Annotated in this window: 20 protein-coding genes; 9 read left to right on the top strand and 11 right to left on the bottom strand. The window is 64.6% G+C overall.

Annotation, left to right across the window (positions count from 1 at the left end):
* Window positions 1-69 precede the first annotated feature (69 nt).
* Complete coding sequence (locus IE116_RS11030) at window positions 70-1,335, top strand: ferritin-like domain-containing protein (RefSeq protein WP_189612399.1); 1,266 nt, start codon at window positions 70-72, stop codon at window positions 1,333-1,335.
* Between the two features lie 45 nt (window positions 1,336-1,380).
* Here IE116_RS11030 and IE116_RS11025 read toward each other — a convergent pair whose 3' ends face one another.
* Together IE116_RS11025 and IE116_RS11020 are read right to left on the bottom strand one after the other, a co-directional pair.
* Window positions 1,381-2,805, bottom strand: coding sequence for an aldehyde dehydrogenase family protein (locus tag IE116_RS11025; protein WP_189612397.1), 1,425 nt, complete (start codon window positions 2,803-2,805; stop codon window positions 1,381-1,383).
* Between the two features lie 49 nt (window positions 2,806-2,854).
* Window positions 2,855-3,835: a Bug family tripartite tricarboxylate transporter substrate binding protein gene (locus tag IE116_RS11020; RefSeq protein WP_189612395.1), complete on the bottom strand. Its 981-nt coding sequence runs from the start codon at window positions 3,833-3,835 to the stop codon at window positions 2,855-2,857.
* Between the two features lie 220 nt (window positions 3,836-4,055).
* On the opposite strand from IE116_RS11020, the gene IE116_RS11015 reads away from it, so the two are divergent.
* The 5 genes from IE116_RS11015 (at window position 4,056) to IE116_RS10995 (ending at window position 8,472) form a co-directional block, all read left to right on the top strand.
* Window positions 4,056-4,550, top strand: a complete 495-nt coding sequence (locus tag IE116_RS11015) for a MaoC family dehydratase (protein WP_229828101.1) — start codon at window positions 4,056-4,058, stop codon at window positions 4,548-4,550.
* On the top strand, window positions 4,547-5,005 hold the full coding sequence (locus IE116_RS11010) for a MaoC family dehydratase (RefSeq protein ID WP_189612391.1): 459 nt from the start codon (window positions 4,547-4,549) through the stop codon (window positions 5,003-5,005). Before IE116_RS11015 ends, IE116_RS11010 begins: the two co-directional genes overlap by 4 nt.
* The gene (locus IE116_RS11005) at window positions 4,995-6,575 is read left to right on the top strand and encodes a class I adenylate-forming enzyme family protein (RefSeq protein ID WP_189612389.1); all 1,581 of its coding nucleotides are present in this window, start codon (window positions 4,995-4,997) and stop codon (window positions 6,573-6,575) included. Before IE116_RS11010 ends, IE116_RS11005 begins: the two co-directional genes overlap by 11 nt.
* 41 nt (window positions 6,576-6,616) lie before the next feature.
* A complete protein-coding gene (locus IE116_RS11000; protein ID WP_189612387.1) occupies window positions 6,617-7,408 on the top strand; it encodes an SDR family oxidoreductase in 792 nt (263 codons plus the stop codon).
* 77 nt (window positions 7,409-7,485) lie between these two features.
* Entirely contained in the window at window positions 7,486-8,472 is a 987-nt protein-coding gene (locus IE116_RS10995) for a Bug family tripartite tricarboxylate transporter substrate binding protein (protein WP_189612385.1), read from the top strand.
* Between the two features lie 11 nt (window positions 8,473-8,483).
* Here IE116_RS10995 and IE116_RS10990 read toward each other — a convergent pair whose 3' ends face one another.
* From IE116_RS10990 to IE116_RS10960, 7 genes are all read right to left on the bottom strand, one after another.
* Window positions 8,484-9,515: an aromatic ring-hydroxylating dioxygenase subunit alpha gene (locus IE116_RS10990; RefSeq protein ID WP_189612383.1), complete on the bottom strand. Its 1,032-nt coding sequence runs from the start codon at window positions 9,513-9,515 to the stop codon at window positions 8,484-8,486.
* Window positions 9,516-9,653: 138 nt separating this feature from the next.
* The gene (locus IE116_RS10985; protein WP_229828100.1) at window positions 9,654-9,806 is read right to left on the bottom strand and encodes a hypothetical protein; all 153 of its coding nucleotides are present in this window, start codon (window positions 9,804-9,806) and stop codon (window positions 9,654-9,656) included.
* Between the two features lie 199 nt (window positions 9,807-10,005).
* A complete protein-coding gene (locus tag IE116_RS10980; RefSeq protein ID WP_189612381.1) occupies window positions 10,006-15,210 on the bottom strand; it encodes an autotransporter outer membrane beta-barrel domain-containing protein in 5,205 nt (1,734 codons plus the stop codon).
* A 403-nt stretch (window positions 15,211-15,613) separates the two neighbouring features.
* A complete protein-coding gene (locus tag IE116_RS10975) occupies window positions 15,614-16,564 on the bottom strand; it encodes a serine hydrolase domain-containing protein (protein WP_189612379.1) in 951 nt (316 codons plus the stop codon).
* Window positions 16,565-16,569: 5 nt separating this feature from the next.
* The gene (locus IE116_RS10970) at window positions 16,570-16,947 is read right to left on the bottom strand and encodes a carboxymuconolactone decarboxylase family protein (RefSeq protein ID WP_179585178.1); all 378 of its coding nucleotides are present in this window, start codon (window positions 16,945-16,947) and stop codon (window positions 16,570-16,572) included.
* A 254-nt stretch (window positions 16,948-17,201) separates the two neighbouring features.
* Entirely contained in the window at window positions 17,202-18,761 is a 1,560-nt protein-coding gene (locus IE116_RS10965; RefSeq protein WP_189612376.1) for a sulfatase-like hydrolase/transferase, read from the bottom strand.
* Window position 18,762: 1 nt separating this feature from the next.
* Complete coding sequence (locus IE116_RS10960; protein ID WP_189612374.1) at window positions 18,763-19,731, bottom strand: Bug family tripartite tricarboxylate transporter substrate binding protein; 969 nt, start codon at window positions 19,729-19,731, stop codon at window positions 18,763-18,765.
* 131 nt (window positions 19,732-19,862) lie between these two features.
* Between IE116_RS10960 and pcaQ the strand changes: the two genes are divergently transcribed.
* A complete protein-coding gene (gene pcaQ / locus IE116_RS10955; protein WP_189612372.1) occupies window positions 19,863-20,810 on the top strand; it encodes a pca operon transcription factor PcaQ in 948 nt (315 codons plus the stop codon).
* 128 nt (window positions 20,811-20,938) lie between these two features.
* Here the strand turns inward: pcaQ and IE116_RS10950 are convergent, their stop codons facing one another.
* Window positions 20,939-21,925, bottom strand: coding sequence for a LysR substrate-binding domain-containing protein (locus tag IE116_RS10950; RefSeq protein ID WP_189612370.1), 987 nt, complete (start codon window positions 21,923-21,925; stop codon window positions 20,939-20,941).
* A gap of 160 nt (window positions 21,926-22,085) precedes the next feature.
* On the opposite strand from IE116_RS10950, the gene IE116_RS10945 reads away from it, so the two are divergent.
* Entirely contained in the window at window positions 22,086-23,066 is a 981-nt protein-coding gene (locus tag IE116_RS10945; protein ID WP_189612368.1) for a Bug family tripartite tricarboxylate transporter substrate binding protein, read from the top strand.
* 33 nt (window positions 23,067-23,099) lie between these two features.
* A complete protein-coding gene (locus IE116_RS10940; protein ID WP_189612366.1) occupies window positions 23,100-24,092 on the top strand; it encodes an ABC transporter substrate-binding protein in 993 nt (330 codons plus the stop codon).
* 38 nt (window positions 24,093-24,130) lie between these two features.
* On the opposite strand, the gene dkgB is transcribed toward IE116_RS10940, so the two are convergent.
* On the bottom strand, window positions 24,131-24,928 hold the full coding sequence (gene dkgB / locus IE116_RS10935) for a 2,5-didehydrogluconate reductase DkgB (protein WP_189612364.1): 798 nt from the start codon (window positions 24,926-24,928) through the stop codon (window positions 24,131-24,133).

Raw genomic sequence — 24,928 nt, 5'->3', positions numbered from 1 at the left:
CGCAATGTTCCGTGAGGATGCCGGTAGACTTTGTCCAGTCGGCGGTCCTGCCGGGTCATGGGCAAATAGATGAACGTGTCAACCAAACCGGGCGCTGCCGAACAACGGCAGACCTCCCGCGAGCAACTGCTGCATCTGCTGGCTGAAGCGGCAGAGCTTGAACACAACCTGTTGTGCTGCTACCTGTACGCCGTGTTCAGCATGAAGCGTCGAGGGCAGCCGGGCGTGACCGATGCCCAGGCCGACACGGTAGACGGTTGGCGCGCCTCCATCATGCAGGTCGCGATGGAAGAGATGGTGCATCTTGCGCTGGTCGCCAACCTGACGGTGGCGGTCGGTGGCAGGCCGCACTTCAACCGTCCCAACATGCCGGTCTCGCCGCTCTATCACCCGGCCAACATCGTGGTGGAACTGGCGCCCTTCAACGTCGACACCATCGAGCACTTCATCTTTCTGGAACGCCCGGAAGGGTCGGACGTTCAGGATGGCAAGTCCTTTGCCGACGCTGCGGGTGAATACCATCGCGGCCCGCATCCTGCCGCGTCGGTGATGCCCAGCGGGACAGATTACGAAACCATCGGCGACTTCTACGAGCGGCTGCGCGCCTGCATTCAGTACCTTGCAAAGGAATTGGGCGAAGCCACGCTCTTCTGTGGCGGCGTTGCCGGCCAGATCGGACCCACCCAGCTGGACATGCCGGATATGCGTGCCGTGGCGACGCTGGATGACGCCATGCAGGCCATCGATACCATCGTCACGCAAGGCGAAGGCGGCAAGTCGGACCACGACACGTCGCACTTCAACCGGTTCGTTGCGATCCGCAAGGAGTTGATCGCGCTATCCAGGGCGGACGCGGCCTTTGTCCCGGCGTGGCCGGCCGCGCGCAATCCGCTGATGCGCAAACCCGCCGAAGGCGCACGCGGCGTGCACGTCAGCGCGGTGGCGGCGGCGCAGGTCCTGGACCTGGCGAACGCGGCCTATGGCCTCATGTTGCGGGCGCTGGCCGCCGCGTGGGGGAAAAGCATTCCGTTGCCTGGCGGCGCGTTGCCGCCAGACCGTGCGCTCGACCTGGCCATGCGCTTGATGGGCGGCGTGGCCGCGCTGAGCGCGCACTTGTGCACCTTGCCCATTGCGGACACCGACCCGGGCACCACGGCAGGCATGACCTTCACGATGCTCCGTGCGACCGACGCCATCCTTGCCCACTGCGAACAGGCCTGGATTGCGGAACGTCTGTCGGAGATCGTGGATGCCGCCCACCGGGTTCAAGCATCGCAGCCTGCCTTGGCCCCTGTCGTCAAGAAGCTGGAGGCGATTGCCGCCGCGTTTGCATGAGCGATCGTGCTCATGCCCGGGCGTGCGCGCCTTCAGTCTCCAAGGTCACATCGGGTACCCGACGATGGCTTTGACTTCCAGGTATTCCTCGAACCCGAACACGCCGAACTCACGCCCGTTGCCTGACTGCTTGTAGCCGCCGAAGGGCAGGCTGCGATCGAACGGCGCGCCGTTCAGGTAGACCCGGCCGGCGCGGATGCGGCTGGCCACCTTGCGGGCACGCTGAAGATCCGTGCACTGGACGAATCCGGCCAGTCCGAACGGCGTGTCGTTGGCGATTGCAACCGCTTCGTCTTCGGTGTCGTAGCAGAGGATGGAAAGAACCGGCCCGAAGATTTCTTCACGTGCGATGCGCATCTGCGGCGTCACGTCGCCGAACACGGTGGGGCGCACGTAGTAGCCATGCTCCAATCCGTCGGGCCGTCCCAGGCCCCCGGCCACCAGAGTGGCACCGTCGTCGATCCCTGCCTGGATCAGGGCCTGCACCTTGTCGTATTGCGCCTGGCTGACCAGCGGTCCCATCGTGGATGCGGGCGACAGCGGGTCGCCCAGACGGATCGAGGCAATGGCTTCGCGCGCGGCGGCATACGCCACGTCGCGCTGTTCCCGCGGAATCAGCATGCGTGTGGGGGACTGGCAGTTCTGGCCGGCATTGGTGTTGCAGGCATGCACGCCCGCCATCACCGCAGCTTTCATGTCCACGTCGGGCAGGATGATGTTCGCGGACTTTCCGCCCAGCTCCTGCGCGACACGTTTGACCGTGTCGGCCGCCAGTTTGGCGACGCGAACGCCGGCGCCGGTCGAACCGGTAAACGACACCATGTCGATGCCGGGATGCGCCGCAATGGCTTCGCCCACCGTCGGCCCATCGCCGTTCACCAGGTTGAAGACGCCTGCCGGCAACCCGGCTTCGTGCACGATTTCTGCAAACAGCATGGCGCTCAGGGGCGCGATCTCGCTGGGCTTGAGCACCACGGTGCAGCCGGTGGCAATCGCGGGCGCGACCTTGGACGCGACCTGGTTCAGGGGCCAGTTCCACGGCGTGATCAGGCCACAGACGCCGATGGGTTCCCGGCGCAGGATGCCGCTGCCCATCTTTTCCTCGAACGGAAAGTCCGCCAGCACGCGCAGGGCTTCTTCGAAATGGAAAAGCGCCACGGTGGCCTGCCGTTCCGTCGAGAACGTGATCGGCGCGCCCATCTCCAGCGTCATCATGCGGGCCAGTTCCGGCAAACGCGCACGAAAGCCTTCAATGATCCGGCGCAGGTAGTCCAGGCGCTGGTCGACGCTGGTCTCCGAGTACGTGTCGAAGGCGCGGCGGGCCGCGTCCACTGCCCGATCCACGTCCTGCTTCGAGCCCAGGCTGATGCGTGCAAAGGCGGCTTCGGTGGCAGGGTTGACGACATCCAGGGTCGCCGGCACGGCCGGGTCGACCCAGGCCCCGTCGATATAGAACTTCAAATGATCCATGGTGGAGTGCCCGATGCGGTGGTGAATGAATGCCTGCTGACGCGCGCGTTCAATCGACAGTGATGCGTGCCGACTCGACGACGACCTTCCATTTCGCTGCCTCGCTGCTCATCTGTTGGCTCAGTTGGGCAGGGGTGCCCGCCAGCGGCGCCATGCCCAATGACGCCAGCTTGGCCTTGCCCTCGGCTGAGCGGGTATAGGCGTTGATCTCCTTGTTCAGGGAATCGACGATGGCTTTGGGCAGGCCGGCTGGACCAACCATGGCGCTCCAGACCGTCGCTTCCAGGTCGAGGCCTTGTTCAGCAGCGGTTGGAACGTCTGGCATGCCCACGAATCGGGTCTTGGAGGTGACCGCCAGGGCCTTCAGGCGATTGGCCTGAATATTTGGAATCAGCGACGTGACCGGGGCAGTCACGGCGTCGACGGTGCCACCCATGGCGTCCGCCATGGCCGGCGCGTCGCCCTTGTAGGGCACCGACTGCAGCTTGGCGCCGGTATGCATGCGCAGGTACTCCACCGCCAGGTGGCCGATGGTCCCATTGCCCGGATTCGACACGGTCATGGCATTGGTTCGGGTCTTGCTCAGCGCGACCAGTTCCTTGAGCGACGTTACCTGGACTGAAGGATTGACAGCCATCACGAGCGGGATTTCGCCAATCAACGCGATGGGCGTCAGATCCTTTTCGGCATCGAAGGGCATGGGTTTGTACAGCCACTTGTTGTTCGCAAGCGGACCGGAGGTCGCCAGGCCCAGGATGTAGCCATCGGGCGCCGCCTTGGTGACGAAGTCCACGCCGATGTTTCCGCCCGCGCCGGCGCGGTTTTCCACCACGAATTGCTGTCCGTAGCGGGTGCTGAGGTGTTGCGCGATCTGCCGCGCCACCAGGTCGGAACTGCCGCCCGGGGCAAACGACGCGACGATCCGAACGGGTTTGTTGGGCCAGTCGCCTTGCGCGTGCGCAGCGCCGTGAAAGGCAATCACGGCGCCGATGGCGCAGACGATGGTGCGCCGCAATGGCTGGTAGGTCATGGTGGTCTCCTGAGGTTTTGTGGTTTTTTTTGAGTGTGCTCAAAGTTGAAGCGCCGGCACCTTTCTGTTTTCATACTTTTCGCAAGGTGAAACAGTCAGCCCCTTGGAGAGGCTGGCCGGAAGTGCCTGGCCTTTCACTGTGCGGAAAGCGCCGTCGCCAACGTTGTGCGGTCATGGGCGGCGGCGCATGCTGGGAAAAACAACGTATCTGGAGACCCTTGTGGACCTACACGCCAGCAGTGATCGCCCCGCACGCTTTCTTGAAGACTTCGCGATCGGCGAACGCTGGACCAGCGCGCCGACTGTCATCAGCGAGGCCGAAATGATCGCCTACGGGCAGGCCAACGATCCCCAACCCATGCATACCGACCCGGTCGCCGCGGCCAACGGCCCCTTCGGCGGCCTGGTGGCCAGCGGATGGCAGATCGCGGCGTTCTCGATGCGAGTATTCGTCCAGTCGGGTGGTTATGGCAAGACGCCGGTGGTCGGCATGGGCATCGACGAACTGCGCTGGCAGAAACCCGTGCGTCCGGGCGACAGCCTGACCGTCGAACGCGAAGTGGTCGAAGTGACGCGGTCGCGGACGCGCCCCGACCGCGGCATGATCCGGACGCGCGTCCAGGTCCGCAACCAGGACGGGGAGGTGGTGATGACGCTCTATACCCTGGGCAGAGTGCCCGCGCGCAGCGATGCACCGGCCGGGAGCGCGCCATGATCGACGTCGACCGTCCCGCAGACATGGCCGCCTGGGTGGGCAAGGAGATCGGCGTCAGCGACTGGTTCCAGATCACCCAGGACCAGATCGACACCTTCGCGCGGCTGACCGGTGACGATCACTGGATTCACGTCGATACCGAACGGGCGCGCACCGACATGCCCGACGGCAAGACGATCGCGCACGGGTTCTTTACGCTGTCGCTGATTCCCTTCCTGGTGCGCAGCGTCTATCGGATCGTGCATCGGGGCCACGGCCTGAATTACGGATCGAACCGGATCCGCTACGTCAGCCCGGTACAGGTCGGTTCGCGCATCCGCCTGCGGCAGTCCATCGTGGCGGCCGATCCGGTGGAAGGCGGCATGAAGATCACGTCCGAATGTGTGATCGAAATCGAAGGCAAGAGCCGGCCGGCGCTCGTGGCCGAATTCCTGATGGTGGTGTATGACAACTGATTCGTTGACGTCGGCAACCGGAAACGCAGCCGATTTCGTGTCCTTCCCGGCAATGATCCGGCAGCATGCCGCGACGACGCCCGACCGCGCTGCATTCGTCTGCGATGGCCGGGAGCTCGGCTGGGCCGCCCTGGCGGGCGCCTTGCCGCGGGTCACCGCCGCCTGCCGCGAGATGGGCGTGCAACCCGCTGACAAGGTCGCCTTCATCACGACGATATCGCTCGAAGCGCTGTCGACTTTCTTTGGCGTGATCGCAGCCGGCGCCTGCACGGTTCCGCTGGCAACGTCCGCCACGCCGGCCGCCTTGCTGGGCATGCTGCGCAACGCCGATGCAAAAGTGCTCGTGGTCAGCGCCGACATGTTCCCCGTGCTGGCCGACATCGTGCCGGAGATCGAGGCGATGTTTGCGGGCAGGCTTGTGGCGATCGGGTTCGAGCAGGCCGGTTGGCGAACGTGGAACGACTGGATGGAGTCAAGCGACGCGCGTGCCGCGGAGGCTGAATCCGCCGCCTTGACGCCGGACCAGGACTTCAACCTGGTGTACAGCTCAGGCACCACCGGGGAACCGAAGGGCATCCTGCACCGGCACGGGATGCGGTCACGGCAGGCGCGCCGCCCCAGCTTCGGACTGGGCGCGCAGAGCGTGATGATCCTGGCCACGCCCATCTACTCGAACACGACCTTGCAACCCATGCTGGCCACGCTGGCCGCGGGGGGCACCACCGTCGTCATGCCCAAGTTCAAGGCCGACGCCTACCTGGAACTGTCCCAGCGGCATGGCGCAACCCACACCATGCTCGTGCCGGTGCAGTACCAGCGCATCCTGGACTGCCCGGCTTTCGCCGCCACCGACCTGTCCACCTTCGTCCTGAAGCAGTGCACCGGCGCGCCGCTGGACGCGGGCCTGAAGGCGCGCATCCAGCAGGCCTGGCCGGGCGGGTTGCGCGAGATCTATGGGCTGACCGAAGGCGGATGTTCATGCGTGCTCGATGCCGATGCCTACCCCGACAAGCTCGGCACGGTCGGCAAGCCGGCGGCCGATCATGATGTCCGCATCATCGACGACGCGGGCAAGGTCTTGCCGCAGGGCGAAGCCGGCGAAATCGTGGGCCACTCGCCCTACATGATGGCGGGCTACTACAAGCGCCCCGATGCGACCGAAGCCTTTTACTGGCGCGACGAGACCGGCAAAGTCTTCCACCGGACCGGTGACATCGGCCGCTTCGACGAGGACGGCTTCCTGATCCTGCTCGACCGCAAAAAGGACATGATCATTTCGGGAGGCTTCAACATCTACGCCGCCGATCTGGAGTCAGTGCTTGCGGCCCACCCCGGCGTGCAGGAGTCCACCGTCATCGGCATTCCCAGCGCACAGTGGGGCGAGACGCCGCTGGCCCTGGTGGTTCCCGTCCCGGGCAGCACCACGACCGCAGACGAGTTGATGGCGTGGGTCAATGCGCAGGTCGGCAAGACGCAGCGGCTGTCCGCCGTCGAATATCGCGACGACCTGCCACGGTCCGCGCTGGGCAAGGTGCTCAAGCGCGAGCTGCGCCAGGCGTACTGGAAGTGACCTTACAACGAACATCACGACAAGACGGGGAGACAAGGGACATGCAAACATCGACAACGGAACTGGCAGGCAAGGTGGCCTGGGTGCACGGCGCCTATGGCGCGGTCGGGTTGGCCATTGCACAGGAACTGGTGCGAGCGGGTGCCTATGTGGTGCTGTCCGGCAGGAACGCCGAGGCGCTGGCCCAGGCCACCGCACAGACCGGCACCCCGGAGCAGGCCGAAGCGCTGGCCCTGGACATCAGCCAGCCCGACAGCATCTACGCCGCGGCCGACGCGCTCAATGACCGCCTGGGACACGTCGATATCCTGGTCAATTCCGCCGGGGTCAATCCCACCCGGCGGCATTTCAAGGACCTGTCGCTGGAAGAGTGGAAGAACACCGTGGACGTGAACCTGTCGGGCACCTTCTACACCTGCCAGGCAACGCTCAAGGGCATGCGCGAACGCAAGGAAGGTGTCATCGTCAACATTTCGTCCTGGACGGGACGCTACGCCGCGTACTTTGCGGGACCGTCGTACGCATCGACCAAACGCGCCGTGCTTGCCCTGACCGAAACGATCAACATGGAAGAGTGCATTCATGGTGTCCGGGCAACGTCGATTTCGCCAGCGGGCATCGACACACCTTTGCTCAACAAACGCGTGCCGCCGCCCACGGCCGAGGTGCGGGCCGCCATGCTCAAGCCGCAGGACGTGGCCGACATGACACGCTACATCTGCGGCCTGCCGCCCCGCGTCTGCATCAACGAAATCCTGATGAGTCCGACGCTCAACAGCAACTATCTCGGCGAGTTCCAGACGCAGAAGCGGCCAACGCCGCGTTTGCCCTAGGTAGTCCACGGCCGCGCAGGGGGCAATGATTGGGGGTGTACTGACAAAAAGATCAAGAACCCCAACCAGGAGACCCCATGACCGTACGCCACTTCCTGCGGACCTGGCTCGGCGCCGCACTGTGTGCAGGCGGCGCCGTGTCCCCGGCGGCATTTGCCCAGACCGACTACCCGACCCGTCCGATATCCATCGTCAGTCCGTTCGCCGCGGGCGGCACGTCCGATCTGGTGGCGCGGCTGATCGCGCCCAAGCTGTCCGCGACCCTGGGCAAGCCCGTGATCGTCGAAAACCGGGCGGGCGCTGCCGGCAACATTGGCGCGTCGTTCGTCGCGCGCGCCAAGCCCGACGGCCATACGCTGCTGCTCGGCAACAACGTGCTGGTGACCAATCCCGCAACGCAGCCCGTACCGTACGACGCCGAGCGCGACTTCGCGCCCATCGCGCTGCTCGGCGCCATCCCGATCGCGCTGGCCGTGCACCCGTCGATCCCGGCTGACACCGTGGCCGACCTCGTCAAGATCGTGAAGGCATCGCCGTCCAAGACCTTTGGCTACTCGTCGTGCGGGGCCGGCACCGCGCAGCACCTTGCCGGCGAAATGCTCAAGAACCAAGCTGGTATTCCGCTCGTGCACATCGCCTACAAGGGATGCAGCCTGGCCATCGTCGATGGCATCAGCGGGCAGGTCCCGATCATGTTCAATGCGATCAGCAACCTGATGCCCTATGCCCAATCCGGCCAGTTGAAGATTCTGGCCGTGGCGTCGTCGGCCCGCTTTTCGGGCGACAAACGTGTGCAGACCATGGCCGAAGCCGGCTTCAAGAATTTTGATGCCGAGGTGTGGTTCGGATTGCTGGCGCCGGCCGGCACGCCGCCCGACGTCGTTGCCCGGCTGCAGACGGCCGTGACCGACGCGATGAACGCCCCCGACGTCAAGGCCAAGCTCGACAGCCTGTATTTCGAAACGCGGGTGCGCGATGGGGCGTTCTTCAAGACCTATCTGGTGGATGATCTCAACAAGTGGAAGGCGGTCGTGAAGGAAGCAAGGATCGAGGTCACGCCTTAGGGTCTTCGCCGTCAGGCGACCTTGCTTTCCTGGCGGCGCTGTTCGGCCTGCCCGTGTTCCTTCAGCAGCTTGCCCAGCATGCGGCGCATCACGATGCCCGGGCGGTCGGACGGCATGTGCATTTCTTCGCCGTCTTGCGTCGACAAGGGCACGTCCGCATCGCAGCTTTCCAGGATCAGCTTGTCTTCCGCCGTGACCGCGCGGTCGAAGGCAATCACGTCCGCGGCGCTGACCTGTTCTTCAGTGTCGTTGCGATACACCCATTGGCAGATCATGCAGGTGTCGTCGTCGATGGGCGTCGCACAGGTGATCAGCGTCTGCTCCAGGCCATGCGGATACCGGATCGCCAGGCTGCGGGCAAAGGGCATGAACCACGTGGCTTCGATGTGACGCACGCTTTCGGCGTCCGTCGTGCCAACCGCCTTCTGCGCGTCTTCGCTCACCACCACGGGAATGGCGGTCGTGGTGACGAAGCCATAGGCGTTCGTCACTACCTCGCGGCTGTCGACCTCTGGGCGCGACTCGCTGCCGAAGGTGCCGCGATGCACATAGGCCACGTGCGCCCAGTCGAAGGAGTTTTCCATCAGGCGCAGCGCGCCGATTTTCCAGGGCTCGTAGAACTCGGGCACGCGCCGGAAGCCGGGCCGGTCATGCGCGGCAATGTGCGGGATATCGGTCAGCGGATCGTCCAGCGCCACCCACACATAGCCGTACTTCTCGGCCACGCGATAGGACGGCACGCAGGTCTTGGCAGAGATCGGTTCGCCCGGACGCTGCGGGATGCGCACGCACGCACCGGCGCCATCGAAGGTCCACCCGTGATAGCCGCACACAATGTTGTCGTTCTCAACGAATCCCAGCGACAGCTTGGCGGTGCGGTGGCAGCACCGGTCCTTCAGACAGGACAGCTCGCCGGTACTCGATTTCCAGATGACGATGTTTTCGCCCAGCAAGGTGAACGGCTTGGGTCCGTCATCCAGCAGGCTGACTGGCATGACGGCGTACCAGAAGCGTCGCAGCACGGGTTGTTGGGTGACGAGCATGGCGTTTCCTTGAAAGACCGGCGGGATGCCGCCAGTCTATAAGGGAGCGCACCGCAGGAACGCGGCGTGTGCCGTCATAGAGTCCATAACGAAAGTGCCATGATGGGGGGCGTGTACCTGCCGGCAGGTCGCAAAGGATCATCCCGAGAATCCTGCGCTGATCGAATCCAGATAGGCAATGGCATCTTCGACGCGGCCTTCCTGGACCAGTTGCAACAGCGTCTTATGACGGAAGGCCGCGATAGGTTCGTTCTTGATCAGGAAGATTGCCCGCTCCGTGTCGTTCTGCAATTCTGCAGCGGCTGATAGAACGTCGGCGACGCTCGTCGCAGAGAATCGCGAGTGCCGACAGGCAGGGGCCGGCTGTCGGCCACCACACCAACGCGATCCCGCCTATCTGCCAGCTCAAACGACAACGGGGCATTGCGGATCAACCGCAATGCCCCGTTGTCACGCCGCGCCCCTGGCGGGAACGCGACGCCCCTCCTGCTTACCAGCTGTAGCGGTAGCCCAGCTGTCCGAACACACCGCGGCGCTCTTCGCCGCCGATGTTCTTCTGCAGCTTGGCGACGGCGTACAACTGCGCGCCGGTAGTGTTGCTCGAGCTGACGCCGACACCAAGTTCACCCCAGGTCCGGCCCAGGTCGGGGCGGATGCTGGTGGCGCCGACGGTGACGCGACGGGCCTGCACGAAGTCATGCAGCACGTCTACCGTCACGTACGGCGTGGCGCTGCCCGTGCGGGCGGTGTCTTCCAGGGTCGGCTTGAACAGGCGGACGCCCAACCGGCCGCGGACGGCGTTGTCGGTGGTGCCCGACACGTTCGAGATGCCGTCGTTGAAGTCACCCAGGTTCAGGTGCTGGTAGACCAGCTGAGCCTGCGGTTCGATCGAGAACCCACCATTGGCGATCGGGAAGGGCTTGCCGACTTCCTGTGACAGCGCCAGGCCCCAGCCGTTTTGCGTCGCGCCGGTACCGTAGAGGTCGCCGTACTTGTTGCGGTAGTGCGTGACCTGCGCCACCGTGTCCGAGTAGCTGCGATCCTTGAGGTACTTGGTGAAGTACCCGCCGACGCTCTGCATCTGGGTGTTCACCTTGCCGGTGTTATTGCCCAGCGTCGAGTTCAGGCTGCGGAACTCGTCGCGGAAGCGCGCGTCCGCGGCGCCCAGGGTGGCCGTTGCACCAGCATGCGTGCTGCCGCCTTCGGGGTCTTGCGACAAGGTGAAGTCCTTGCCGAATTGCGCGAAGAAGGTGTCCTGGTTGGCGCGGAAGCGGCCCGAATCGGCACGCAGGTTCGAACCGACGATGCGGCCCCAGACGCCATGCTTGTTGGCTTTCTGGTTGACTTCGGTGCTCGCGATGTCACCCACACGTTCGTGCAGGCGGCCCAGCATGGCAAAGCCCTGGTCCAGATTCAACGACGGGGTCAGCGTGTAGCCAGGCACCGCCGGACGATAGCTGTCCGACCCGTCGCCCAGCGTCGAGCGCAGGTAGTAGTTGTCGGCGCTGGTGGCGCCGCCGCGATACAGCTGATATTCATACGCGCCTGCGAGCAGCGGGCCACCGGTCAGGCGGAACGCGTTGGCGGCGGTCGTTCCACCGTTGGTGACTGCCACCACGTTGATGCCGTCGCCTGCCGTCTTGTCACCCAGACCGCCGGTGTTGTTGACGCGCAGGGCGGTGGTCCCCGTGGCGGCGCCGCCTGCGATCACGACCTTGTCCGTCGGCGAGTTGTCGGCGCCCAGGAAGGTGTTGATCGCCAGCGTGCCGTTGTTGCCGGCATAGCTGTTGGTGGTGATCGTCTTGTAGCTGCTGGCCGCCGTCGCAGGGCCGGTCGGTGCAACGAAGCTGATCGCACCGGCATTGCTCAGGGACGTCAGACGCGAATTCGCGGTGACGTTCCAGCCGCTGGTTCCATCAATGGCAAGGCCCATGGTGTCGACGTAGCCCGTCAGTGCGCTGGCGTTGCGCAGCGTGACCGCGCCGGTGCTGGTCGCATCGCCCAGCAGGTTGCCGGTCAGACGGGTGTTGTCCACGTTCAGGGTGGCGCGCGACGCGTTGCGCAGGTTGAGCAGCGTACCGGTTGACGATGTCAACGAGGCGTTGTTGGCGATTGCGATCGCGGCGCGGGCGCCGTTCACGTCGATCGTGCTGCCTGCCGTCGCTGCCAGCGAACCGCCATTGACGTTCACCGTGGACAGGTCGCTGCTCATGGTGGTGTCGGTGATGGCGATGGCGCTGCTGCCGCCGCTGACGGTCGAACCATTCAGCGTGAAGGTGCCGCCCGCATTGGACGTCGCGCCTGCGCCCAGCGTGCTGGTCAACGCGGTGCCGGTGATCGTGGCCGAGCCGGTCGGGCCCATGACATACAGCGCGGTGGAGTTTGCGCCGCTGGCGGCGATCGATCCGCCGTTGATGACGCCAACGGCGCCGCTGTCGATGACCACGCCGCGCGAGCCGGCGCCGGTGGTGGCGATGGCGGTATTGGTCGTGTTCAGCGTGCCGCGGCCGCCGATGTAAATGCCGATGCCGTTCGCGCCATTGGCACTGACGGAGCCGCCCCGGACGTCGATGTCGCCATTGACACCGAAGGAACCAATGCCTGCGGCGCCCGTGCCGTTGGCGGTCACGGTGGTGTTGGTCAGGTCGATGCTTGCGCCGGCGGCCTGGTTGTTCAGTGCCGCGCCGGAACCGTTGGTAACGATGCGGCCGGCCGTGCCGGTCACCGCGCCGCCGATGGCCGTGCTGTCGATCAGGATGCCGTTGGCTGTGCCGCCGGCGGTGATCAGGCCGTTGCCGGCAAAGGCCACCGATGCGCCGGTGCCCGTCAGGTGAACGGCAGCCATGCCGTCATTGGCCTGGATCGTGCCGTCATTGATCAGGCTGGCCGCGGCGCCCTGGACCAGTGCGCCATTGCCGTTCGCAACCGAGATGGTGCCCGAGTTGCGCACGGTGCCTTGCGGACCCACCACCACGCCCGTCGACCGCAGTCCGGTCAGCGCGACGGTGCTGGTATTGTTCAAGGTGCCGCCGTTGCTTGCGACGAAGCCGGTCGTGTTGGCCGTTGCCGAGCGGATGGCCGCGTTGTTGGTCAAGGTCGTGGTCAGGACATTGCCGACGACAGCGCCGGTCAGGTCGCGTTGCTGACCGTTCACGACACCGGCGATCGAGCCCGGTGCATTGAGGTTGATCGTCGTGCCGGCGTCGATCGTGCCGGTCGCGCCGCCTTCGGTCGAGATCGCCACGGCACCGCCGCCCGCGCCGGCTGCGCCGGTCACGGTGTAGGTCGATGCCCCCGTGGACAGCGTGGTCCCGAGGCCCGTGGCCACGACCCCGCGTGCATCCTGCCCCGACACGGTCACGTTCAGCGCGCCGCCGGCCGACGAGCCGGTGTAGCTCGCGCCGTCCGCCACGCGGAACAGGGTCGAACGATCGGTGGTGACGGCCATGGCCGTCGCGCCTGCGTTGATCTGGGAGTTTGCACCCGATGCGAAATAGCCGATCTGGTCCGAGCCGGCCAGGAATTTCGGATCCGCGCCTGCGGCGATATTGATGGTGCCGCCGTCCTGCGCGAAGGCGCCGATCGCGCCCTTGCCCGACAGGTTGATCGCGCCGCTGACATTCGCGACCGCGCCGGGGCCGTCGACCCAGACGCCGATGTTGCGGGTGCCGCTGGCAGGGTCGGCGTTGCCGCTGACGTTGATGATGCCCGTCGACTCAGCGTTGGCTTGCGCGTTCGGGTTGGCGTTGACCTTGATGCCCACGCCGTTGATGCCGTTGACGTTGATCGTGCCGGCGTTGCGGGCGATGGCGCCCGTGCCAGCGGCGCCGTTGTCGTCCGCCAGGATACCGATGTTGGTCAGGGGAATGCCGCCGGCCGCGCCATTGATGTCGATCGTGCCGGTGTTCAACAGCAGCGAACTTTGCGGCGCGGTCGAGTACATCGCCACGGCATTCTGCGACTTGGACCCGATAACGATGCGGCCCGCGTTGGTGGCGGAGTCACCGAAGTTGTTGATGCGCACGCCGTACGACGGCGCGTTGGTGCTGACGTCCACCGTCGGATCGGACAGCGAGTACTGCGCCGCGCGGCCGATATAGATGGTGCCGTTGGCTGCGTTGGTGAAGCTGCTGCCGCCGTAGACATCGACGCCAACGACAGTGGTCACGAAGTCGGGATTCACGCCAACGTTGATGTTGCCGTTGTTGTTGCCCGCCGCGCCGGTGCCCAGCGACATGGCGGTGGATGTGTTGTTCAGGAAGCCAAAGCCGGCGGTGTTGATCACGCCGCTGTTCTGGACAGTCGAACCCGCGTCGACGGCAGTGATGCCCGAGCCGGTGTAGTAGAAGGGGGTTGCCGTGGCCGTGTTGAGCTTGTCGCCCGACAGATAGCCCGACGACACCACGCCAGTGGCGCTGTTGGTGAATCGCGATCCACTTTCAACCCGGACCACCTGCTGCACGACGTTGCCCGACAAGGTGCCGTTGTTGGTCGCAGTGGCGCCATTGGCCGCCTTGATTGCGCCCGAAGCACGCTCGATGTCGATCTGTGCGCCCGACGCAATGGTCGCCGATCCGCGGGTGCCCTGCGCCAGGACGGCGTAACGGTCGCCATTTGGAATGCGCGTGACATCGCCGTCAGTCGTGTTGGTCTTGTAGACCACCGGTTCGAGACGGGTCGAGAAGGCCTTGCTGAACGACTCGTTGTACGCCTGTTGCGATGTCAACGTGCCATTGGCGACTGCGGCGACCAGCACGTCGTTGTACGCGGCCAGTTGCTGCGCGTTGGTGACGTTGTAGTTCACGCCGTTGAAGGACACCGTGCCAGCATAGGTCGTGACCGGAATCTCGACCAGCAGGTTGCCGTTCGCGAAAGGCGTGGGCAGGCCAGGGTCGATGCCAAGGTTGATGGCATTGCGCGAGTTCCAGACCACGGCGCTGTTGGCCGTGCCGGTGCCGTCGGCAGAGGTCAGGTACGTCTGCTTCGACGTCATGAAGATCGTGTTCGTTGCTGGCGAAGCCGCGGGCGCTGCGCCCAGGTTCACGTTCAGCGTGCCGCCGGTGGCGTCGACCTTGCCGAGCGAGGCATTGATGTACTGGTCACCCTTCACATCCGTGAACTGGTCGTACACCTTGTCGCTGCTGTTGCGGTCAAAGAAAGACTTGGAATCGAAGGTCTGCAGGACGACGTTGGTGCCCGTGGCCGGATTGCGCTGCGCCACGGCGTTGGTCTGCGCGCCCGTCACCAGCTCGTTTGCCGCAAAGTTGCCGGACACAACATTCAGTGTGCTGGCAGGCACTTGCGAGTGGCCGGTCCAGCCCGAACCATAGGTGCCCGCGCCTTGCAGGGTGACCGTTTCGCCGTTGTTCACCACCGCGCTGCCAACGCCATTGTTGCTGGCGGGCGGGTTGTAGGGCGCCACGGCGCAGGTGCCGGCCACTGGTGCACCCGCTGCGGTCGTGCCGGTCGCGCAGGTGGATGCGAGAACTAATCCAGGGGCGCACACGCCGGCTACCACCAGAGTTCGTGTCAAACCGGTCAGGGCGGTCCTCAGAACGCGGTGCGTGGAGCCGACACTGGCAGCCGCGCTGGCTCGAGATGTCGAAGAGGATTTGCCTTGGCCGCGGGTGACTTCCGACGCGACGACATATTGCTGTCGGGCGGTATTCCAGAGAACTCTGTGTAGCTGATTCATTTGGGGACCTGATTAGCCTGCGGGATCTGAAAGTTCCGCTTGACGTACACCATAGAGACGCAGCGGGGTTGGCTGGCATCATTGGCGTTAACCTGGTTCAGGCCAATTACCGATTCGCTCTACATACAAGAGATGACACGACGCGGCTTTGTCATGCCGCGACGCATCAAACGCACGGTCGCGTGTAAAAAAGCGCGTGTTTTTGCAAAGACGCGCTGGCTTCGGCAGCCCTTTTTTCAAACTGGATTAGTTGAGACCGCTGGATTCATACTTAGGACTACATACTTGGTGCGACTGGTCTCATCCTCGGCTCAACCAGAAGAGGTGGAGCGCACATACACGGAAACTTGAGGTATTCGCGAATTTAGCGACAACTGGCGCGGGCCATCCGCGATGGACGCAGTCAGTCGGGCTTTGATTCCGATCCGAGAACATGCTCGCGCCAGAGGTCGCGGACATGCTTGCTGGCCTTGCTGTTGTCGGACGTGAATGCCGCGATCCGCTGCCGGCGTGGGTTGACCAGCAGCAGTTGCTCGCCAAACCCAGAAGCAAAGTAGGTCGGGTCGCCCGGCGCCTCTTCTGTCACCCACCACAGATACCCGTAGCCCGCATCGCCGACCGGCGGACCCCCGGCCGCGCGGGCCTGGACACTTGCGCCGACGTAGCCGGCCGGCAGCAGGCGCTGGCCTGCCCACTCGCCCTGCTGCAGCATCAGCTGCCCGATCCTGAGCAGGTCACGCGTCGACAGCATGAGGCCACGGCCCCCCATGGCCACACCGCCTTCGTCCTTCTCCCAGTCGCTGTCCGTGATGCCCAGCGGGCCAAACAGGTGGTCGCGGGCATACGCGTCGGTCGACTGGCCCGTGGCGCGAGTCAGCACAATCGACAGCAGATGCGCCGCATGTGAGTCGTACTCGAAGTGCGTGCCCGGCGGGTGGGCACGCGGCCGGCCGACGATATATCCCAGGCGACCGCCGTCGCCGAAGTGGTCACAGGCGTGCAAGAGGCAGGCGTCGACATTGCGCTCGTCCCACTCATAGCCGGAGGTCATGGTGAGCAGGTGGCCCAGCCGGATCGGCGGCAAGGCGCGCCGTTCGCTCGTCCTGGCCTCGGGCAGCAGCTCGGTCAAGGTCTGGTCAATGTCCCGGAGTTCACCCCGGTGCAGCGCAATGCCGATCAGGACGCCCAGCACACTCTTGGTGATCGAGTTCAGGGGCTGGAGCGCCGCCGGTTCAATGTCATGCCGATAGTGCTCCAGCACGATGCTGCCCGCGTGCCACACCACGCAGCCGCGGATGCCCGGGGTATCTTTAAGCGCGGCCGCCAGCGCGGCCGGGTTCAAAGGGTCCGCCATGGCACTCAGACACCCATGTCCTTGAACACTTCCTTGGCGGTCCGGAAGCTGTCGACACCGGCCGGCACGCCGCAATACACGGCGGCCTGCAGGAAGACCTCGGTGATCTCTTCCTTGGTCACGCCATTGGTCAGCGCGCCCCGCACATGCACCTTCAGTTCATGCGGGCGATTGAGCGCCGTCAACATGGCCAGGTTCAGCAGGCTGCGCGTGCGGCGATCCAGGCCGGGGCGGTTCCAGATGTCACCCCAGCAATACTGGGTCACGAGCTCCTGCATGGGCATGTCGAACTCGCCGGCATTCTTGAGCGAGTTGTCGACGTACTCCGAGCCCAGCACTTCGCGGCGGGTCTTCAGGCCATCTTCGAAAAGAGGTTCGTTCATGGGATCTCCTTGAGGTGAGTGCAGTCATGGCGGCGCGCGGCCCGGTCGAGCCGGCGCACGCCGTAACTTACACGGACTCGGGATCCGGAGCGAGTAGCGTGCCCGGCCGCCTGCCGCCCCGTCAGGCCAGCCGGGCCATGACCTCGTCGGCATGCGCAGGCGACATCCCCAGCACCTGCGTCAGGATGTCGTGCGCATCATGGTCCACGGCTAAGTCCGCGCCAAGGACGACCGGGCTGTCGTGACAACGCCCCTTACCACTGTCCGTAAAACACCCCAGCCTTCTTGTGCGTGTTGGTCCGGCTTTCCACGAACGCATCGCTGACGGTGTCGCGATGGCGGCGGTGCACCAGCCAGTCCATCAACTGCGTGCGCAGCGCGTCACGCTCTGACGTGAACGCCGGGTCGCGGCCCAGGTCCACGAATTCATCGGGGTCCGCCTGCAGGTCGTACAGCTGCTCGGGCTCGCCGATCCAGTACACATAGCGCCACCTTGCGTTTCGTACCGAAAACGCCCGGCAGTCGGTCACGGACTTGCCCAGGCTCAGACGCGCACCGCGAAAGCTGTAGTCCAGCTCGGAAAACGCCGCGTCTCGCCACGTGTCGGCATGGCCGCGGGTCAGGCCAAGCAGGCTGCGGCCTTCGATGCGTTGGGCGGGGGGCAGCATGCCCAGCGCGTCGAGCATCGTGGGCAGGATGTCGACGGCTTCGGCAAAGCGTGCGTCCGCGGTGCCGCGTGTGCCATCGGCAGCGGCTGACGGATCGACCACGATCAGCGGCACGCGCTGCACGCAGTCGTAGAACAATTCCTTTTCGCCCAGCCAGTGGTCGCCCAGCAGATCGCCGTGATCGGCGGTGAAGATGACCAGGGTTTTGTCAAGGACCCCCTGGCGTTCCATGGCGTCGAACAGCCGGCCCAGGTGCGTGTCCACCTGGGAAATCAGCCCCTGGTACGCGGGCCGCACGATCCGCTGGCAGTCGTCGCGTGAAAAGCTCTGGCTTTCTTCATGCTCGCGGTAGGCGGCGACGACGGGGTGGGCATCGATCCGTTCCTCGTCATTGCGCACCACCGGCAGGCATTGGTCGGGCGTGTACATCGCGTGGTAGGGCGCGGGCGCCATGTAGGGCCAATGCGGTTTGACGTAGCTCAGGTGCAGCACCCAGGGCTGGTCGCCCTGGCCCGCGATGTAGTCCATGGCCTGGTCGGTCATGAACGCCGTTTCGGAGTGGTCTTCGCGCACGCGCGCGGGCAGGTGCACGTTGCGCATGTGCCAGCCGCTGGCGACCGTGCCGTCGGGGCTGATGCCCGAGATGACGAAGTCGGTCCAGGGGTCGTCCGACACGTAACCTTGCGAACGCAGGAAGGCCGGATAGCCGCTTTCGCCGCCGGGCGAATGGTGGCCGTCGTACCGATCGACTTCATGGAAGCCACCCCGTGTCAGCAGGTGCGCGAGTTCATGGCCGCCATCGAGCTGCAGGCGCCGCATGCCTTCGTCGTCGGGCATGACGTGAGTCTTGCCGGCCAGGGCCAGGTCGATGCCGCGGCCGCGAAGGTAGTCGCCCATCGTCAGTTCGCCGACCGACAGCGGCACCCGGTTCCACGTCGCGCCGTGCGTGACGGGATAGCGGCCGGTGTAGTAGCTCATGCGCGACGGGCCGCACACGCCCGAGTTCACAAAGGCATTGTCGAAGCGCACGCCGCGCCGCGCCAGGGCGTCGATGTTGGGTGTGCGCAGATATGGATGCCCGTAGCAGCCCAGGTGATCGCGCCTGAGCTGGTCGCACATGATGAAGAGGACGTTCTGGACAGTCATGTCATTCCGGTTGGATGTTCAGGCGCTTGACGACTGCCGACCATTTGGCGGTGTCTTGCGTGAGGCGGGTGCGCGAGGCCGCGGCGCTTTCTTCGACCGGCGTCAGGTCGAGCGCCTGCAGGCGTTCACGCACGGCCGGGTCGGCCAGCGCGTCGCGCACGGAGTTCTGCAGCGTACTGACGATCGCGTCGGGCGTGCCTTTGGGCGTCATCAGATACTGGCTGAACGATGCATCGATGTCGGGCAGGCCGACTTGGGGCAGGGTGGGTACCTTGGGCGCCAGGGGCGATGGCTTGGATGAGGACACCGCCAGCGCGGTCAGGCGTCCGGCCTGGATGTTGGGCAGCACGGTCGGTGTCGTCAGGAAGCCGCAATCGACCTGCCCGCCCATCACATCGCTGAGGGCCGGGCTCGGTCCTTTGTAGGGGATGTGGTCCATCGATATGCCTGCGCCCGACAGGAACAGGGCTGCGGCCAGGTGGCCTGGCGAGCCGAGGCCGCCCGATGCGTAGGTCAGTGTTTTCTCGCGCGACCGCGTGACCAGCTGGGGAACGTTGGCGATCTTGAGGGCCGAATTGCAGACCAGCATCTGGTTGAAGCTCGCGACGCGCGCGACCGGAACGAGGTCGGCACGCGGATCGAATTCCATCTTCTTGTACAGCAAAGGGTTGACGGTCACGACGGTGTCCGGCGTCACCAGCAAGGTGTAGCCGTCGGCATCGGCGCGCGCAGCCTGCGACGCAGCCAGGCCATTGTTGGCGCCGGGGCGGTTTTCCACCACGAACGACTGCTTGAGTTTGTCACCCAAGTGTTGAGCCAGGACGCGAGCCACCATGTCGGACGGCGCGCCGGGGGGCGAGCCGGTCAGGATGCGGACAGGCTTGGTCGGATACGTGTTCTGGGCCAGTGCGGGCGCGGCGGCAAGGGTGGCGATCAGCGCGGCGCAGCCGGTGTAGCGGGATACGGTCATTGTCTTCCTCCGGAATGTTGTAGGTATCGGTCAGCTCCGCACTTTAGGTAGTCGTTCAGGTTATGGCAAATGAATATTGTGGATGCTTGTTTTCCTTCTGGTTATGATTCGTGCACGCGGGAGGAGCGTTCATGGACCATGACCTGACCGGCTGGAATCGCACCAAACTTCGGCATCTGCATTGCGTGCTGGCGATTGCCTCGCATGGTCACATGGGGCGAGCGGCCCATGCCCTGGGCATTTCGCAACCCGCCTTGTCCAAAACGCTGTCCGAATTCGAAGACATGCTGGGCGTGCGGCTCTTCACCCGATCGCGCAGCGGGGTTGTCGCAACCGAGGCCGGACAGGTCTTGCTGGGCTACGCGGGCAGCAGCCTGCGAACGCTGCGCGAAGGTCTGGACCACGTGTCGTCGGCGGTGCGGCCCGAAGCGCCGACCATTGCTTTCGGCGCCTTGCCGACGGTGGCGCAAACCGTGGCACCCGAAGCGGTGCGCATGTTCCGGCAGAAGTGGCCCGCCACCCGCTTCAAGGTCCACATCGGTGTCAACGCCGAATTGCTGGCGCTGCTCAAGCGCGGCGAGATCGATCTGCTGCTGGGACGCCTTGCCGATCCGTCCGAGATGCTTGGCGTGTCCTATGAACATCTGTATGCCGAAGACGTCGTGATCGTCGTGCGGCCCGGACATCCGCTGGCGCGCATGCCCATCGTCGAGCCGCATGCGCTCAGCCCCTACTGCATGATGCTGCCGCTCCCTGCCACGGCGATCCGGCACAGCATCGATTCCTTCCTGATCCGGTCCAGCACATCGATCGAAGGCGGCAGCATCGAGACCATGTCCGATTCGTTTGCGCGCACCTATGTGCAGTCCAGCGATGCGATCTGGTTCATTGCAGTCGGCACGGTCGAACAGGACATTGCGCGCGGCACGCTGGTGCGCCTGGCCTGTGATACCCGGCACACGACCGGGTCGGTCGGCCTGACCTTGCGCAGCGATGGCGTGCGGCCGCAGGTGGTCACAGAACTGATCGACTGCATCCGGATCGCGGCCGCGGCACGGCGGCACGCGCGCGAGGCCTGAGCGAGATGATGGAAACTCAATCGGTCATTGAGTAAAAGTCGTTCGCCGACGAGCGGGAAAGCTCCCTAAACTGAGTCCATCGAATCGAGCGAGACCGCGCGGCTCCGCCGCACGCATGCAGTCCAATGTCACATCGTCTCGCCCAAAGGCAGTCTGGAAACTTCAAGCTGAGCTTCCGCGCGCAACCAACGCCGAAAGAGGGTCACGTCGGCGCGTTCGTAGGTGGCGGGCTTGCTCACAAGGTAATAGGCAGAATCCAGGGCCACCTCCAGATCGAAGGGGGCAACGAGGGCGCCCGATCTCAGTGCGTCCAGCGCAAGGACAGGCGTCGTCGCAACGATTCCCACGCCTTCGATTGCAGCCTCGATCGCAAGCACGGAATGGGTGAAACGGGGGCCGATATCGCCGCCTGGTTTGCTCACTCCCGCAGCGTCCAGCCAACTTTGCCAGAACGACCGGTCGCCGTATCGCAGGCCGCGATGGTCGTGCAACAACGTCTGTTCGAGCACGTCTTCGGGTACACGCATGGCATTCGCGCGCTCAAGGAGACGCGGATGGCACAGAGGTGTGATCGACAGAGGTATCAGCCGTTCGACATGGAGATCCGGAGCGTTCTCTGCCAAGCGGTCATCCCCGAAGATCAGCACGACATCGGCTTGATCCGTCCATGCACGCAGGCCCAACGTCGCTTGCGTCGCTCCGCGACGCCCGACATAGGGGCTGACCCGGGTCGATACCTGTACATCGATGCTGGGATGCGCAAGCGCAAACCGGTGCAGCCGCGGCATCAGCCAACGCATGCCGAATGCGGGCGCTGCGTACACCAGCAAGGGCTGCGATTCGGTGTGTTCATAGATCAGTTCGACGGACTCGCGCAGCGCTGCCAGCCCTTCTTGCAATCTGGGCAGGCACAGCCGGGCAGCAGGCATCAGCTCAAGGCCTTGACGGGTGCGCTGGAACAGCGGGGCGCCGATCAAGGATTCGAGCTGGCTCAACTGCCGGCTGACCGCTCCGGGTGTCACGCACAGTTCCTCCGAAGCCTTCTTGACGCTCAGGTGGCGCGCCACGGCTTCGAAGACCTTGAGTGAATTGAGATGAAGGTGTCGGTTAGACATGGTCGGCTGGCCCGCTGATCAAGATGTGCGTCCGTGGCATGCCGCTTGACGCAACGCCGCCTGACAACGCCCCTGCTGGACAGGACGGGGCGCAAGGAAAGCATAAACGTTTCCCTTCAACGCTATGGCGCAAATGCGCCGCCCTCTACTGGAAGTCGTCATGAAAACTCGTTTGTTTCTGCATTGTCTGATTGGTGTTGCCGCGGCCATTCCCGGCATGGCGGCAGGCCAGTCCTTTCCGGCGCATCCCGTCAAGATCATCGTCACGTTCACACCGGGCGGGGCGGCCGATGTGACGGCTCGGGTGTTCGGAGAAAAGCTTTCCGAGCTGTGGAAGCAACCGGTCATCGTGGAAAACCGGGCAGGTGCCGGAGGTTCAATCGGCGCCGAAGCAGTTGTCCGTGCGCCAGCCGACGGCTACACCCTGTTGCTGGCCACAAACACACACATCATCAACCAGGTGGTGTATCCCGAGCTTACCTTCGACTTCACCAAAGACTTCGTACCGCTTGGGTTGGTGACATCGTCTCCGATGATGCTGGTCGCCAATCCGGCAGCCATGCCTGCGAAGACGACTCGCGAGTTCATCAGCCTACTGAAGAACAACCCTGGCAAGTACGCGATTGCCAGCTGCAATGCAGCAAGTCCCCATCACTTCGGCCTTGAGATGATGAAGCACGCCACGGGGATCCAGGCGCTGCATGTTCCGTATCGCGGGTGCACGCCGGCGGTCGCCGACGTGCTGGCCGGGCATGTACCGGTTGCCGCCGTTTCCGCGCCCGCGGCGATCGCATTCACGAAAAGCGGGCGGCTGCGTGCTCTTGCGCTGTTTTCCAAGGATCCGAGCACCTCGGCAGCCGGGGTACCGACATTTCGCGAGTCAGGAGTGGCGGAACTCAAGGACTTTTCTCTCGACAACTATTACGGATTCATGGCTCCGCCGCGGACACCTCCGGCGATCGCAAAAAAAATCGAAGCGGATGTACGTGCCGTCGCCGAGATGGCGGATGTCAAAAAGCGCCTGAATGACGCAGGCCTGGACATGCTCACCTTGCCATCAACAGAAATGATGCAGCTCATCCGCAGCGACTTTCAGAAGTACGGCGCCGCGGCAAAAGACGCCAACATCAAGGCCCAATGACATGAGCATGCGCCACCTATTGAGGACCCTCCCATGAACCGCTTGCAGCTCAGCCTTGGCTGTTGTGACTACGACCGCACCCGCGCCCTGTTCGATGGCCGGGTAACGGTGGAAGGGTGCGATCTATTGCCGCTCGCCCTGCACCCCGAAGAGATTTTTCATCGCGCCTTCAATGGTCAGGCCTTCGATATTTCCGAACTTTCGTTGAGCAGTCACACGGTGATGACAGCCAGAGGGCAGGCCGACTACGTGGCCGTTCCTGCCTTCGTGTCGCGCGTGTTCCGCCACTCGGGCATCTACATCCGGACCGATCGCGGCATTCAACGCCCGGAAGACCTGGCGGGCAAGACCATCGGCGTGCCCGAATACCAGATCACCGCCAACGTGTGGATACGGGGCATGCTGCAGGATGACTACGGGGTGCGTGCCAATCAGGTGCACTGGCGGCGGGGCGGCGTGGAGCAGGCAGGCCGCCAGGAACGCGCGCCGCTGCAGTTGCCCGGCGATATCGACCTGGCGCAGATCGCGCCGAACGCGACGCTGTCGGAGCAACTGGCCAATGGCGAACTGGATGCGGTGTTCAGCGCCAAGGCGCCGTCTTCCTTCACGCGCGGTGCGCCGAACGTGGGCCTGCTGTTCCCCGACTTCAAGCAGGTCGAGCAGGACTACTACCGGCGCACCCGGCTGTTCCCGATCATGCACGTGATCGGCATCCGGCGCGCCCTGGTGGAGCGGCACCCCTGGCTGCCGGTCAGCGTGTACAAGGCCTTCAACCAGGCCAAGGCACTGGCGATGACCGAGCTTGCGCAGATCGGCCATCTGTACACGTCGCTGCCCTGGGGGGTGTCGGAATACCATGCGTCGCGCGCCCTGATGGGCGACGATTTCTGGAGCTATGGCGTGGAGGCCAACCGGCACACGCTCGAGACCTTCCTGCGCTACCACCACGAGCAGGGGCTGTCGCCCCGGCAGGTGGACATTGCGGAACTGTTCGACGCGTCCACGCTGGATCTGTCAAAGAACTGAGCGTGCTCAAGCTTGGGCACGCTCGGGTTGGACGGTGATCAGTCCCAGTCTGGTGCGATCGAGGCCGGGCTGGTCAGCCGTTCGCCGCGCTCCAGCGCCGCGATCTGCGCCATGTCCTCTTGCGACAGACGCAGGTCGCGCGAGCGCAGGTTGCTTTCCAGGTTCTCGCGCCGGGTCGACGACGGAATGACCGCGTAGCCCAGTTGCATGGCCCAGGCCAGCGCCACCTGCGCAGGCGTGGCGTCGTGCCGGGCGGCAATGGCTTCCAGCACCGGGTCCTTCAGCACCTTGCCGTAGGCCAGCGTCATGTAGGACGTGATGTGGATGCCGTGCTGCCGGGCAAAGTCCGCCACCTTGCGGTTCTGCAGGTAAGGATGCAGTTCGACCTGGTTGGTCGCGATCTGGTCCGCGCCGACCGCGTCGATGGCTTCCTGCATCTGCGCCGTCGTGAAGTTCGAGATGCCGAAGGCACGCGTCAGCCCGTCGGACTGCGCGCGCGCCAGGGCCGCCAGCGATTCGGCGGCCGGCACGGTGCGCGAGGGCCAGTGGATCAGCGTCAGGTCGACGCGGTCGGTACGCAGGCGATCCAGGCTGTCTTTCAAGCTGTCGGCCAGCATGTCGCGCGACAGGTTGTCGACCCAGATCTTGGTGGTGATGAACAGGTCATCGCGTGGCACGCCGCTATCTGAAATAGCCTTGCCGACCTCGGCTTCATTGCCGTAGATCTGCGCCGTGTCGATGCAGCGGTAGCCCAGTTCCAGGGCCGTGCTGACCGAGTCGATGACGACCTGGTCCTTGAGGCGGAAGGTGCCAAGCCCGAATGCGGGGATGCTCAT

It is taken from the genome of Pigmentiphaga litoralis (assembly GCF_014651835.1).
GTDB lineage: Bacteria > Pseudomonadota > Gammaproteobacteria > Burkholderiales > Burkholderiaceae_B > Pigmentiphaga > Pigmentiphaga litoralis.
The sequence above is the reverse complement of the archived record's forward strand: the minus strand, read 5'-3'. Positions and strand labels throughout refer to the sequence as shown.

Excerpts from the sequence above, each read along its gene's own strand:
- IE116_RS11030 (WP_189612399.1), top strand. The coding sequence starts at position 70 with ATGAACGTGTCAACCAAACCGGGCGCTGCCGAACAACGGCAGACCTCC.
- IE116_RS11025 (WP_189612397.1), bottom strand. The coding sequence starts at position 2,805 with ATGGATCATTTGAAGTTCTATATCGACGGGGCCTGGGTCGACCCGGCC.
- IE116_RS11020 (WP_189612395.1), bottom strand. The coding sequence starts at position 3,835 with ATGACCTACCAGCCATTGCGGCGCACCATCGTCTGCGCCATCGGCGCC.
- IE116_RS11010 (WP_189612391.1), top strand. The coding sequence starts at position 4,547 with ATGATCGACGTCGACCGTCCCGCAGACATGGCCGCCTGGGTGGGCAAG.
- IE116_RS11005 (WP_189612389.1), top strand. The coding sequence starts at position 4,995 with ATGACAACTGATTCGTTGACGTCGGCAACCGGAAACGCAGCCGATTTC.
- IE116_RS11000 (WP_189612387.1), top strand. The coding sequence starts at position 6,617 with ATGCAAACATCGACAACGGAACTGGCAGGCAAGGTGGCCTGGGTGCAC.
- IE116_RS10995 (WP_189612385.1), top strand. The coding sequence starts at position 7,486 with ATGACCGTACGCCACTTCCTGCGGACCTGGCTCGGCGCCGCACTGTGT.
- IE116_RS10990 (WP_189612383.1), bottom strand. The coding sequence starts at position 9,515 with ATGCTCGTCACCCAACAACCCGTGCTGCGACGCTTCTGGTACGCCGTC.
- IE116_RS10980 (WP_189612381.1), bottom strand. The coding sequence starts at position 15,210 with ATGAATCAGCTACACAGAGTTCTCTGGAATACCGCCCGACAGCAATAT.
- IE116_RS10975 (WP_189612379.1), bottom strand. The coding sequence starts at position 16,564 with ATGGCGGACCCTTTGAACCCGGCCGCGCTGGCGGCCGCGCTTAAAGAT.
- IE116_RS10970 (WP_179585178.1), bottom strand. The coding sequence starts at position 16,947 with ATGAACGAACCTCTTTTCGAAGATGGCCTGAAGACCCGCCGCGAAGTG.
- IE116_RS10965 (WP_189612376.1), bottom strand. The coding sequence starts at position 18,761 with ATGACTGTCCAGAACGTCCTCTTCATCATGTGCGACCAGCTCAGGCGC.
- IE116_RS10960 (WP_189612374.1), bottom strand. The coding sequence starts at position 19,731 with ATGACCGTATCCCGCTACACCGGCTGCGCCGCGCTGATCGCCACCCTT.
- pcaQ (WP_189612372.1), top strand. The coding sequence starts at position 19,863 with ATGGACCATGACCTGACCGGCTGGAATCGCACCAAACTTCGGCATCTG.
- IE116_RS10950 (WP_189612370.1), bottom strand. The coding sequence starts at position 21,925 with ATGTCTAACCGACACCTTCATCTCAATTCACTCAAGGTCTTCGAAGCC.
- IE116_RS10945 (WP_189612368.1), top strand. The coding sequence starts at position 22,086 with ATGAAAACTCGTTTGTTTCTGCATTGTCTGATTGGTGTTGCCGCGGCC.
- IE116_RS10940 (WP_189612366.1), top strand. The coding sequence starts at position 23,100 with ATGAACCGCTTGCAGCTCAGCCTTGGCTGTTGTGACTACGACCGCACC.
- dkgB (WP_189612364.1), bottom strand. The coding sequence starts at position 24,928 with ATGAGCATCCCCGCATTCGGGCTTGGCACCTTCCGCCTCAAGGACCAG.